This is a genomic window from Anabaena sp. EIM26 (assembly GCF_057568715.1).
This window is the reverse complement of record NZ_CM172472.1, coordinates 2,616,077-2,629,009: the sequence shown is the minus strand read 5'-3', so window position 1 is coordinate 2,629,009 and position 12,933 is coordinate 2,616,077. Positions and strand designations below refer to the sequence as shown.

The window sequence follows — 12,933 nt, the reverse complement described above, 5'->3', positions numbered from 1 at the left end:
AATAATTCTCAGTTTTAAATTTTGGAGATTTTTTCTATGATGGTCAATTTTATAGACAGAGTAGGTGAATGGAATCCCCAACTATTTCGAGAACTGAAAGGACGATTTAAACCTTTTAACGTCCTAATTGCTGTTGCATCATCCTTACTACTGCAACTCATTGTTTTTCTATTTCAATTACGAGAATTTCCCGATGATAAATACTCTCTTAGGGCAAATTATTGTACTTTGCAACAAGGATATCACAACCAAGAGCAACAACTTTACCAACAGCAAAACCTACTCAACCAAAAAATAGCTAACTATCAACAAATTAAATTATCCGACACTACCTTAATTTCACAATTGGAAGCAGAGGTTAAGCAAGTTGGAACACAAATAACTAACTTGCAAAATTATTTGTCTAATAATATTTGTCCTCCTGATCAAATTAACTGGCAATTATGGTGGAGGAATCATTGGGAATATTTCTTTTTAACATTTAGTGTCATCTTTGTTTTTACACTATTAGTTGCTGGAACTTATTCACTCATCAGTGACTTAGCTAAAGAAGAACAACGTGGAACACTGAATTTTATTCGTCTTAGTCCACAGTCAGAAACTACTATTTTGACTGGAAAAATTATCGGAGTTCCGAGTTTAATTTATCTTTTTGTACTGACAGCCATTCCTCTACATTTCTGGGCTGGACATTCTGCCAAAATCGCCTCTAGTCATATTTTCAGTTACTACACAATTCTTGTTGCTAGTAGCATTTTCTTTTACAGTGCTGCACTTCTATTTGGTTTAGTTAGTCGCTGGTTTAGCAGTTTTCAACCTTGGTTGGGTAGCGGTGCTGTCCTCTTGTTCTTGTTTCTGACAATGACAATAGTATCGTCTTACACTAATATCAATAATCCCTTAGCTTGGTTTCGATTGTTCAGCCCTTGGGAGATTACAGCTTATCTATTTCCTAACTTGTTTCGTGTATATAACGGTTCTGCCATGGAAAATTTGCAAATTTTCTATGTACCAATTGGAAAAAGTTTAGTTAGCTTAGTTGGCATTCATTTAATCAATTATGGGATTTGCACCTATGGTATTTGGCAAGCAATGAAACGCTGCTTCCGTAATCCCAATGCCACTATCTTGAGCAAGGGACAAAGTTATTTATTTATAGCTTTTTCTCAGTTCATGTTTATCGGATTAGCAATGCAAGATATTACACGGGGACAAAATACAGATTTTATCGCTTTAGTAGCACTTCTCAACTTAGCTTTAGTTCTCTGCTTAATTGCTATTCTCTCACCTCATCGTCAAACTGTCCAAGATTGGGCAAGATATCGACACCAAAATCATAGAAATAAATCTTTATGGCAAGATTTATTTTCAGGTGAAAAAAGCCCTGCACTAGTGGCAATAGCAATTAACTTAGTAATTGCTACTATACCTTTGATAGTTTGGATTTCACTATTATCAGAAAATTCATTCACTAGCGACTTTGGGAAGCTTAAAGCATTTTTAGCTATCGCTTTATCTGTTAGTTTAATGATGATTTGTGCTACTATTGCTCAGTTAATGTTGTTGCTTAAAAATCCCAAGCGCCATATTTTTGCAATTGGTACTGTGGCTGTAGTCATGTTTTTACCACCCATTATTTTCCAATTTCTTGGTATCTACGCTTCCAAAAATCCAACTATTTGGCTATTTTCTACCTTTCCTTGGGCAGCCATAGAATACTCTGAAGCTACAACAATTTTCATGGCATTACTGGCTGAATTTACTGTTTTAGCGTTGTTTAACTTTCAATTAACAAGACAAGTGAGAGTTTTAGGTGAATCAGCAACCAAGGCATTATTAGCAGCAAGGTAATGATGCACAATTAAAATTCAAATATTACCAAATTTCAACCGTCGGTATAAGTGTTTATCGGCGGTTAAATTTTGTAATAAAAAATTAATGTGGAGAACATAAAAATACCTGAGTTCGGTGTTAAGAGTTTCTCTTTTGGAGACGCTACGCGAACGGAGTTATGATTTTTAAGAGCGAAAGAATAAGGGTTTGAAACTTCTTAAAAGGAAAATTTCAGTTAGTCGAATTTTGCATCCAATAAATTTGCATATTGAAATGAGGTCATACCAACGCTATTAATTTCTTGGATGACTTGAGTAAAACATAACAAACTCATTCCAACCATAATTAAAGCCAGAATTGTATAACATATTCCCAATATTAAATTTCCCGAACTTAAATAAATGGCTGACAAACTACTAATTAAAAATGCTAATCCATAATTATTGATTGACCCAGCCATAGCGATCGCAATATTTGTCAGAGTATTTCCCATAATTTTTCCCAAAAAACCTGGAGATGGGGAACCAAGTATAAAACAGATAGCCGCAGAAATTATTGCGGCTATTGCTGCGGATGCGATCGCTAATTGAGGATTGTTATCTGTGCTGCTACCACCGTAATAAAAACCCAATAATGCTGCTGATGCAGCACCTGAGATAATTTTCATCAATCGTTGCCAAATTAAGCTATTTTGGAGTAAGCTTGCGATCGCGCTACTCAATCCCGCTACTACCAAGCTGACAAATAAAGCGATTTTAAACGACCAAGTAATATCATCTGGTGTCTTCTCAACAACACCAAAACTCATTGCAGTGATGGCTATAAAACTAGCGATCGCAACAAATACAGCAACTACCATCAATATTATTGTCAACTTCGGACTGCGACCAATTTTGGCACCTAAAAAATTAGCATTTTGTAACTGTGCGTAACTGAAGTTACAACCTCGAATATCTGCACCTCGAAAATCTGCACCCTGTAGTTCGAGTCCTTGAAAGGAACGATTTTGTAAGTTGCAATTGACAAAGTTACGGTCTTGTTGATTCATAAAGTTGGCTCAAGCAAATTTTTCACACATCAATTAAATTTATCAGGTAAATTTATCAGGAGATCGCATTTCCTTCTACGTTTTACGATAAGATTGCTTTCTGCCTCCTGCTTTGTCATAACGACAATTTTCAACACCGACCTACTTAAAGTCCTAAAACAATGTTTATCATAGCTAATTTACTTAGATATTTAGATAGATATTCAAATCACTATTCCCAAAAACAAAAATACTTTACCCTGGCTGGAGGGATTTTACTTGCTTCCCCGTTAATTTATTATAATTGGTTGCATTTTCTTCGCCCCAATCTCATTGATGAAAAACGAGAGCTATTCAAAGGTGTTATTTATCAGCGTTATTCCAAATCAACTCCACGCTCCTTATTAATTCATATTGTTACTATCGATCTGACAACACCGAAAATCAAGCCTTTTGTTACACCAGGAATCGAACTAGGGGATAGTGAAACAATTGCCCAAACAGTTCCAGAATTTTTAACTAAATATAAATTACAAATAGCGATAAATGGTAGCTATTTTCATCCATTTAGAGAAAATACACCTTGGGATTTCTATCCCCGCAGTAGGGAAAATACTTTTGTACTGGGGCAATTAATTTCCAATAGTAAAATCTATTCTGAACCAGAGAAAAATTGGTCTGTTTTATGTTTCGACCGCAATAATCGAGTGCAAATTCCTGGAAGTATAAGTTGCCCTTCGGGTACGGTTAATGGGATAGCGGGTGAAGAAGTATTAATATTTCAAAATCAAGTCAAAAATAGCTTTTATCTCCAAAAATATGCGTCGAAAACGAAAGAAACAAAAGAAAAAGACTTGAAAATAGATAAACCCTATCCCCGTGCTGCTGTTGGTATAGATAAAGAAGGAAAAAAATTATGGTTGGTATTAGTTGATGGAAAACAACCTTTGTATAGCGAAGGGATGACTAAAGCCGAATTGACAAAATTATTTGTGGATTTGGGTGTTTACAGCGCTCTAAATTTAGATGGGGGAGGTTCTACAACTCTGGCTATTTCCACTACCAATAGCAAAAATAACGATGTGAAACTATTAAACGCAGTCATCCATACTAAATTACCAATGCGCGATCGTCCTGTCGCCAATCATTTAGGTTTTTATGCTGAAAATTCACCCTAGAAATTGCTAGGAGAAAATCTAATAATTGTCACTGTTGTTTGTTCAACAAAAAAGAATTATTTATGGACTTACACCTTCTAGTATTTGACTACGAACTTTTTTCTATATTTTCTAAGTCTGTTAACCAACTCTTATCTGCTTATTCATACAGTAATAGTAATATAGCAATCCTAAATAAGATATGAACACCTCTTTTTCTCTACCTCTGCGCTCTCTGCGTCTCTGCGGTATGGCTATAGCTTGCGTGACGACGTAGGAGTCATACGCCACGCTACGCGAACGTTTTAAAAATTCCGTTCATAAATCAAATAGGATTGCTATATTGACAATTCTGTTAAACAGGCTTTGATTCTTGCTTGATTTTTAAAACTATCGTTTTTAACTAACTAGTAATGTGTTGAATGTGGGTTAAAATTATTTAGGACTTACGCAAATGTTACACTCAAGGTATCTTTAGAGTATGTCAAATTCCAACATTTGGTAACAATCAACCAATTTTTAGCATCTGACTCACCTGACTAAATAATGCCAGTTGCATAAGTTCTGTTATTGATGGATATAACCCTAATAAAGTCATGAAAAATTCGCTAAAACTACCCCAAAAGTTAATGCTGCTAGGTGCAGGAGAACTAGGCAAAGAATTTGTAATTGCTGCACAACGTTTAGGTAACTATGTTATTGCTGTGGACCGTTATGCAAATGCTCCCGCTATGCAGGTTGCTGATTGTGCAGAAGTTATTTCTATGCTTAGTGCTGAGGATTTAGAAACGGTTGTTAACAAACACCAGCCTGATTTTATTATTCCCGAAATTGAAGCAATTAGAACCGAGAAATTACAGGAATTTGAGAACCGAGGAATTACAGTAATTCCTACTGCGGCGGCAACTAATTACACGATGAATCGTGATAGAATTAGAGAATTAGCGCATCAAAAATTAGGAATTAGAACAGCTAAATATGGTTATGCAGTAACTTTAGAAGAATTAATTGCCATTTCTGATCAAATTGGCTTTCCTAATGTTGTCAAACCTGTAATGTCATCTTCTGGAAAAGGTCAATCTGTAGTAAAAGATAGAACAGAAGTTGAGAAAGCTTGGAATTATGCTATTTCTAATTCTCGTGGTGATAGTCAAAAAGTAATTGTGGAAGAGTTTATTAACTTTGAAATCGAGATTACTTTACTCACAATTAAACAGTGGGACGCACCGACAATTTTCTGTTCTCCCATTGGACATCGCCAAGAAAGAGGAGATTATCAAGAATCTTGGCAACCAGCAGCTATTTCTGAAGATAAAATATTAGCATCTCAAGCAATAGCGAAAAAAGTTACTGATGCTTTGGGTGGTGCGGGAATTTTTGGAGTTGAATTTTTTATTACTAAAGATGAAGTAATTTTTTCTGAACTTTCTCCCAGACCTCATGATACAGGTATGGTAACATTAATTTCCCAAAATTTGAATGAATTTGAATTACATCTGCGGGCGATTTTAGGCTTGCCTATTCCCCACATAGAACAGTTAGGTTTTTCTGCAAGTGCAGTTATTTTAGCTTCTGAAAAATCTGATTCTATTGCTTTTACTGGTGTTGCTGATGCCTTGGCAGAAAAAGATGTAGATATTAAGCTATTTGGTAAACCTACTGCTCATCCCTATCGACGTATGGGTGTGGCTGTGGCTAAAGGTGCTGATGAGAAAGAAGCAAGGGAAAAGGCAACAAGGGCAGCTAATAAAGTTAAATTAGTTTGATATCCTGGAACCTCACCCCCAGACCCTGACAGGGGTAGGTTTTTTACACTTGGGTGAAGGTTGGACAAGGAAGATAAGGAAGGAAAGTAGACAAGGGAGTGTGAAGAGAAGTTTTTCTCCACGCCTCTGCGAAGTTCGTACAAACTGAACGGGAGGAACGACGTATTTGGTCAATCAATTTTGGATTTTGGATTGACGTTAGCGAAGTGTACGCAGCGCAGCGAGTATTTTGGATTATCCTCTCCTTTAAAGAAGAGGCTTGAAGGTGAAAAACATTTGTATTTTTCTCCATAAATGGAGAGGATTGAAACCTTACTTTTAGATTTTAGACTTTGAATTCAATCTAAAATCCAAAATCTAAAAGCTAAAATTTTCAGTCAATTCTATCTAGTAAAACTGTGATCAGAATCAACTGAAGCAACAGGGATTTGTTGATTTAGGTAGTCATAAACTAATCGAGAAACTGCTTGAATAAATTCTCTACCCCTGACATCTTTATAAGGACGTTTAACAAAAATTGCTGCTAAATAATGCTTACCATTAGGCATTGTTACAAACCCAGCATTACCAATCAGAAAGCCAATGTCGCCAGTTTTGTGAGCGATAATAGCACCTTTGCCCAAACCAGCAGGAAGCAATGTACGAGTTTTGGTATGGCGCAAAATATCTAAAGCTTGTTCTTTGCTTCGGCTAGAAACTAATTTGTCATTTACTAACAAAGCCAATGCACGCGCCATGTCTTGGGAACTGGTGGTATTAGTTCCTTTAAAGTCACCTAAAAGATGACGAATGACTGTATTTTTCAGCCCCCAACTACGAAAACGCCCATTGAGTTGTGCTGCTCCACCTAAACGATCAATAATCATGTTGGTGGCGGTGTTATCGCTAATGACGATCATTTTGGTGATGGTTTCCAAAGCTGTGTATTTTTTTCCCACTCGCTCATATTGCATCACTCCTGAACCATTTGTAACTAAATCACGCCGCATGGTTAGTTGGTCATTTAGGCTGACTCTACCTGCGTCTAATTCTTGAAAAAAGGCCAGAAGAATAGGCAGTTTAATGGTGCTGGCAGCTGGAAAAATGCGATCGCCCCCGATATCTAAATAATCACCATTATCCAAATCCAAAAAGAACATCCCCGTTTGCAGAAAACTGTAACGATTCATTAATGCTTTAATCTGCGGCTCTAAACCCTTCATAGGCGAATGTAAAGGAACCACACCAGCAAACAGCTTACTATCAGAAAGATTTGGCGCAGCCTTAATTTCTGGGGTATTCAGCCTCATGACAGGTTTAGGTAAACGTACAGAAAGATTAGCTGATTTTTTAACAGTAGGGGAAACCTGAATTTGAGGACTATTTAGTCTGCTGAAATTTTGTTTGATAGGCTTGGGTAACTGCACAGACCAATTATTAACTGATTCTTGTTGCAGTTTTACCTGTGCGGGGTCGAAGGTATAACTAGGTGCTAAGGTAACTACAATACGGGTATTACCTGGGTTAATTTGTGCTATTTTCACTTCTCTAATTATTACCCCCACCCTTTGACTAACTGGAGAAGATCCCAGAGTAACTCCTGGTAAGTCAATAACTAAACGATTAGGGTTAGCAAGCTGTACTTGCGGTTGTACCTGTTCATCTGTGGAAAACTTGAGATGATTACGGTTACTGTCAAAATACCAACTAGCAATAGTCGCTGCTTTGACGGTTGAACCAAATAGGAAAACACTTAAAAAACTGGATAAAAGCCAGCTTGCTTGGAAAAAATTGGTTTTGTGTGTGAGTTGCATGAGTGAGGAGTTATCGAAAAGAAGACGAAAAGCAATTGCTCGCTATTAAAACACAATATGCAAAATTTGCATCACTCATCCGCCAAAAAGTCAAACAATTTTAGATTTTAGATTTTGGATTAACCTCAAGAATAAATCTGGAAGTCCCTAACATCAAGAAATCATTGGTCAAAGTCCCAAATCGACAGCAATGCGATGAGCGCAAGCAAACCCAGAAAACGCTACTGCATTCAAACCTTGACCAGGAAAGGTACTATCTCCCACACAATACAGCCCAGGAATAGCTGTACGATTAAAAGGCATTCCCAACAACCCCCATAATTTACGCCTGGGTATAGGGCCATAAGTGCCATCTATGCGACCTAAAAAACGACGGTGGGTCAGCGGTGTTCCCACCTCTAGATAATCTAACCCAACATCTAAACCAGGAAAAATCTTTTCTAGTCGTTCAATAATTCTTCCTGCTGCTTGTTCTTTCTTGCTTTCATATTCACTTGGTGTAAGTCCTTGCCAATCCGTTATCCAGTGTGGTGTAAAAGCATGGATAATGTGGTATCCTTTGGGGGCTAAATCTGGGTCAAGTAGTGTGGGAATAGAAACGAAAATTGTTCCTTCAGCCAACTCCATTTTTTGCCAATCTTCTAGCAAAATGTGATGACACTCTGTAGCAGCCTGTAAAACTGATGCTTTTACCCCCAGATGTAAACTTAAAAAACTAGGCGATTTTTTATATTTTTGTTGCCAATTCTTCTCATTAATGGGTATTTTCTCTGACGGTAGTAATTTTTCAAAAGTATCCCACCGGGTAGCATTAGATACGACACGTTTGGCATTATAAACTTTACCATTAGCTAATTGAACACCTACAGCTTGTCCTTGTTCAGTGATAATTTTTGTCACTTTAGCTTGGTACTGAATTTTACCTCCAGTTTTTTCTAAACCCTCGACTAATTTTTGAGCAATTTTTCCTACTCCACCTTTGGGATAGTTCACTCCTCCATAGTGTCTATCCGAAAAAACCATGCCAGCGTTAATCATTGGTGTCATTGCTGCTGGAACTACTGACCAGCAATAACACTCTATATCAATAAATTTTAATAACAGCGGATCTTGAATATAACGCTTTGCTAAATCTCCTACATTCAAGGGTAAATACTTAGCTAAACCCAGACAAGCTAGAGGATGTTTTAAGAATACTCGCAGTAAATATCCTGGTTCTTCTAATGACAGCAATTCAAAGCTATTCAGATAATTAAAAACTTTTTGGCACTCATCATAAAAGCGCCGAATCCCTTGTTTTTCATGGGGAAAATAAGCTGTCAGATTTTGTAAAAATTTTTCATAATTTTGGTCAATTTTAATATCTAAATCGTTAGGTAGATGATAATGAATCTGCACCGGATCTGCTATTGATTCTAAGCTGACATTCACAGCTTCTAAAGCGCGGGTGAGTAAGTTAGTTGTCCCTTTTTTCCCTAAACCAAAAATCATTGATGCACCAACATCAAATGTATATCCTTGGTGTTGAAAATAACTAGCACTACCTCCGGGAATGAGATAACTTTCCAGCACCAGGACTTTAGCTCCTTTCGCTGCTAATTGTGTGGCTGTTACTAAACCACCAATTCCAGAACCAATAACAATGACATCAAATAATTCGTAATTCATAATTTGTAATTCGTAATAGAGTCTATGGCAGGATTTATGAGCGTAATTCATAATACCGCTACGTGGAAGTAAGCAATTTAAGAAAGCCTACGGCAGGATATATAAACTTAATTCAAATGTATTTGAACTTACTTTGATTTTATTGGATAATACGCAAATAAAAATTACATTCCTCAAAATAATCAAAAAAAAGAGGGACAAACCTGCTGCTGCTGGCTATCCCGTCTGCCGATCCTTTAAAGAGAGGAGAACACTAAATAATAATATAGCGTTGATTGAGAATATATGTCAACTACTAATGCAAAAAAGTCTCAACAATCTAAATGAACCTGAGCATCACCCAAGCAAAGTTGGGATCAGCCACTCACTGGAAAGAGTATGATGTTGTATCAGTTCCCATATAAATTAAAGGCTGCCCATTTCTTGCTATGACACAACAATTGCTTGTTTATGTCCCACCTCATCCGCTAATCAAGCACTGGTTGGCAGTAGCTCGTGATGTGGCTACGCCTCCAGTATTATTTCGTGCTGCTATCACTGAGTTAGGAAGATGGTTAACTTATGAAGCGGCTAGAGATTGGTTGCCGACTCTAGAGACAACTGTAGAGAGTCCATTGGCTCCTTGTCCAGCAACTTTAATTGATGCACAAGTACCGGTGGCAGTTGTGCCGATTCTCCGGGCTGGTTTAGGCTTACTAGAGGGAGCGCAGACATTGTTGCCTTTGGCAAAAATTTACCATTTGGGTTTGGTGCGAAATGAGGAAACTTTAGAACCCTCTTGTTATCTAAATAAATTACCAGAAAAATTTGACCCGGAAACACGGGTGTTAATTACCGATCCGATGTTGGCAACAGGAGGGTCTATAATGGCAGCAATGGCAGAATTGACGAAAAGAGGTGTTGAACCAGCGTTGACAAGGATTGTTTGCGTTGTGGCTGCACCACCAGCTTTGCAAAAGTTGAGTGCTGATTATCCTGGTTTAACAGTTTACAGCGCGACTATTGATGGGGTGGTAAATGATCAGGGATATATTGTGCCGGGATTGGGGGATGCAGGCGATCGCATTTTTGGGACTTAGGCTAGGATGCAGTTAAAGCATGAAAATAGCTTAAATACTTTGAAACTTGCAGATTGAAGGCGGTAAAAATATGAGTCAAAAAGATGGTTTTGCCAGCGGGTTTTTATTGGGGACTCTTGTTGGTGGAGTAGTTGGTGGTGTGTTGGGTGCGGTGCTGGCATCTCGACGGGATGCACAACTAGCAGATGAGGAGATAGAACTCTCTGATAGCTCCATCGAAGGAAATAAAATGGCAGCTAAAAGACGGCAAATGAGATCCGCAGCGAATGAGGGTTTAGAAATGGAAACGGCCAGGCGATCGCTAGAAGATAAAATTGCTCAACTGAATGCCACAATTGATGATGTGCGAAACCAGTTGGGAAATGTCAACGGCACTTCATCTCGGTCAGTTGAAGGTTCCGTCTCTCAGGACTCTTGAAAAGCTTCTGTTACATAGCGAAATCAGGAATTCTCATCAATATAGACGCTATTTGCAGACTCAATGCCATTGACTCAATTAAAATCAATCATAAGACCGTTATTGTCATTTAGCAGGAAACTCACCCATCTATGTATTTACTGTTTAACACATTAGCTACCTTTATTACCATCTATGGTTATTTGCTAATTAGCCGGGTTTTATTGACCTGGTTCCCGCAAATTAACTGGTATAACCAACCATTTGCTGCTTTGAGCCAGATAACTGATCCTTATTTGAATCTGTTCCGCTCAATTATTCCCCCATTAGGTGGTATGGATTTTTCTCCAATGGTAGCGATTATACTACTCCAAGTTCTAGGTAGTGGATTGCAAGGTTTTATGTAACCGCTGATTGGCAATCGCTCTACATTCAAATCAAAAATGTTAGGTCTGGGCTAACTAGCCCAGATTTACAGCAGAATTCAGGAGTCAGGAGTCAGAATTCAGGAGTCAGGAGTAAAACTGGCTTTGTGTATAGGTTTAAATTTAGATTTTTTACCTCCTAACTACGCAAACTGCTGTATTAGCGTCTGACTTGTCCACTAAAACCAGTAGCTTTAAACTGCTTCAGCTGTAATGGAGTTGGCTGATTTGCAGGTACAGAAATTCTGAACTCAAAATCACTGATACCTGGGGGAACTTCGGCAATTGAACCGATACGGGTACGATTTTGCATAACCGAATCATTGTTAGCATCATAGATGCGTCCAAAAATATCTGCATCGTAAACTGTTTTGTAAGTGCTATTTTCTGCTTTCCCTGTGACAATAAAGCAACTTGCGGCTGCTGAACCGCTACTAATAACAGCACCTTTTGCTAATTCTGCTGGACAATCTTGATAAGAGACATCAAATAGTCTAATTTGTGTCAGCGCTACAGCCGGGGGACTAAACACCCAGGCCAGAACAACAATTAAACCAGAAACGAAGATAAAAGTGAGCGATCGCAACCGCATAAAACACACCATCACTTTATTAAAAGATTATACCTAACTTTTAACCTCAGCTTACCTGAATTTTACAGTTAAGGAATTGGAAACTTATATTTAAGATTGTCATAATTGTAAAGATAGACCTTCAATTGCTAGTATCCTATGACGACCGATGAGATTGAAGCAGCCTTGCGAACAGCCTTTAAACGTTGTGATGCAGCCAGCTGTCCTCTCACTGATATGCAGAAACAAATATTACTGCAAATAGTCGAGCAAATTCAGAGAAACTCAACCTTTCCGGTATCAGATATTGCCAATCCCTTAGATGAACTGACTCCAGAGGAGTTGGAAGCATTTTTACAGTTCGTCAAAGCAGAAGAAGAACAAAACCGCACTTGGAAGGTGCAGTTGCTCAATGATTGGTTGTTGGCACAAGATTCGGGAAAAGTGCAATTTATTCGCCAACGCTATGGCTTACAGTGGTTGAATCGGGTTGAATCATACCATTTTGACAAGTATTCTTATTTTGAAGAAGCACTACAGTTAAAAATAGGCGATCGCATAGAAGTTTCTAATGCACTCTGGGAATGGATATCAGAAGATGACTCCTCTCAGCGGGAATGGTTTCCTTGTATGGTCATCAAGGTTGATGAAATCCGTGATGGTGATGATACCTTTACCAGTTGCCTCATTCGCTTCTTTAACGGCACTGAGTATGAAATTCAAGGCATCTTTGAATGGAATCGCTATAATTGGCGTTGGCCGCAGAAGTAAAATAAATAACTAAGCTAGAGAATCAGAAAATAACCTACACCTCATTTACTTCTCTAAGCATTTGGTAATTTTATTATTCAAAAATATATTTCTTTCTATATAGATAGACAACATAAATTGTATATCTTATGAGGGAAGCCTTTACCTATTTTTTTAGATAAATTGGGTAGGTAATCATCAAAAAAGGCAATCTAAATGAGCTTAGAAGAACGGGCTAAAGCCACAGCTAAAAATATTGAGGGTAAAGCCCAAGAAGCAGCAGGAAATGTAACTGGTGATCCAAAAGATCAAGCTGAAGGTAAAGCTAAACAGGCAGAAAGTCAAGTACGCCACGCTGCCGAAGATGTAAAGGATAATGTCAAGGAAAAACTTGATTAGATAAATTTAAAATTCGTAGTTGCATAAAAAAATCAACTACGAATAAAAATTGTTCGATGAGGAGGTAA

General features: G+C 37.8%; 13 protein-coding genes. 8 read left to right on the top strand and 5 right to left on the bottom strand.

Translation table 11 applies throughout. The features are described from left to right. The first annotated feature begins 36 nt into the window (after nucleotides 1-36). Nucleotides 37-1,851, top strand: a complete 1,815-nt coding sequence (locus AC012T_RS11400) for an ABC transporter permease (RefSeq protein ID WP_487065783.1) — start codon at nucleotides 37-39, stop codon at nucleotides 1,849-1,851. 217 nt (nucleotides 1,852-2,068) lie between these two features. Here AC012T_RS11400 and AC012T_RS11395 read toward each other — a convergent pair whose 3' ends face one another. Continuing rightward, nucleotides 2,069-2,881, bottom strand: a complete 813-nt coding sequence (locus AC012T_RS11395; RefSeq protein ID WP_487065781.1) for a pentapeptide repeat-containing protein — start codon at nucleotides 2,879-2,881, stop codon at nucleotides 2,069-2,071. A gap of 161 nt (nucleotides 2,882-3,042) precedes the next feature. On the opposite strand from AC012T_RS11395, the gene AC012T_RS11390 reads away from it, so the two are divergent. Continuing rightward, nucleotides 3,043-4,038, top strand: coding sequence for a phosphodiester glycosidase family protein (locus AC012T_RS11390; protein WP_487065779.1), 996 nt, complete (start codon nucleotides 3,043-3,045; stop codon nucleotides 4,036-4,038). A gap of 575 nt (nucleotides 4,039-4,613) precedes the next feature. Beyond that, a complete protein-coding gene (gene purT / locus AC012T_RS11385) occupies nucleotides 4,614-5,783 on the top strand; it encodes a formate-dependent phosphoribosylglycinamide formyltransferase (protein WP_487065777.1) in 1,170 nt (389 codons plus the stop codon). Nucleotides 5,784-5,826: 43 nt separating this feature from the next. On the opposite strand, the gene AC012T_RS11380 is transcribed toward purT, so the two are convergent. The 3 genes from AC012T_RS11380 to crtH form a co-directional block, all read right to left on the bottom strand. Then, entirely contained in the window at nucleotides 5,827-6,075 is a 249-nt protein-coding gene (locus AC012T_RS11380) for a four helix bundle protein (protein WP_487065775.1), read from the bottom strand. Between the two features lie 91 nt (nucleotides 6,076-6,166). Continuing rightward, a complete protein-coding gene (locus AC012T_RS11375; protein WP_487065773.1) occupies nucleotides 6,167-7,576 on the bottom strand; it encodes a serine hydrolase in 1,410 nt (469 codons plus the stop codon). Nucleotides 7,577-7,744: 168 nt separating this feature from the next. After that, nucleotides 7,745-9,244, bottom strand: a complete 1,500-nt coding sequence (crtH, locus tag AC012T_RS11370; RefSeq protein WP_487065771.1) for a carotenoid isomerase — start codon at nucleotides 9,242-9,244, stop codon at nucleotides 7,745-7,747. Nucleotides 9,245-9,672: 428 nt separating this feature from the next. Here crtH and upp point away from each other — a divergent pair, with 428 nt between their 5' ends. The 3 genes from upp (at nucleotide 9,673) to AC012T_RS11355 (ending at nucleotide 11,127) form a co-directional block, all read left to right on the top strand. Continuing rightward, nucleotides 9,673-10,323, top strand: a complete 651-nt coding sequence (gene upp / locus AC012T_RS11365) for a uracil phosphoribosyltransferase (protein ID WP_487065769.1) — start codon at nucleotides 9,673-9,675, stop codon at nucleotides 10,321-10,323. A 70-nt stretch (nucleotides 10,324-10,393) separates the two neighbouring features. Then, nucleotides 10,394-10,741: a ssl2009 family thylakoid membrane protein gene (locus AC012T_RS11360; RefSeq protein ID WP_487065767.1), complete on the top strand. Its 348-nt coding sequence runs from the start codon at nucleotides 10,394-10,396 to the stop codon at nucleotides 10,739-10,741. A 131-nt stretch (nucleotides 10,742-10,872) separates the two neighbouring features. After that, nucleotides 10,873-11,127: a YggT family protein gene (locus AC012T_RS11355; RefSeq protein WP_323310547.1), complete on the top strand. Its 255-nt coding sequence runs from the start codon at nucleotides 10,873-10,875 to the stop codon at nucleotides 11,125-11,127. 178 nt (nucleotides 11,128-11,305) lie between these two features. Here the strand turns inward: AC012T_RS11355 and AC012T_RS11350 are convergent, their stop codons facing one another. Further along, on the bottom strand, nucleotides 11,306-11,737 hold the full coding sequence (locus AC012T_RS11350; protein ID WP_487066553.1) for a biotin carboxylase: 432 nt from the start codon (nucleotides 11,735-11,737) through the stop codon (nucleotides 11,306-11,308). 138 nt (nucleotides 11,738-11,875) lie between these two features. Between AC012T_RS11350 and AC012T_RS11345 the strand changes: the two genes are divergently transcribed. Continuing rightward, nucleotides 11,876-12,487: a hypothetical protein gene (locus AC012T_RS11345; RefSeq protein WP_487065765.1), complete on the top strand. Its 612-nt coding sequence runs from the start codon at nucleotides 11,876-11,878 to the stop codon at nucleotides 12,485-12,487. A gap of 195 nt (nucleotides 12,488-12,682) precedes the next feature. Further along, nucleotides 12,683-12,865: a CsbD family protein gene (locus AC012T_RS11340; protein WP_487065763.1), complete on the top strand. Its 183-nt coding sequence runs from the start codon at nucleotides 12,683-12,685 to the stop codon at nucleotides 12,863-12,865. The last annotated feature ends 68 nt before the right edge of the window (nucleotides 12,866-12,933 follow it).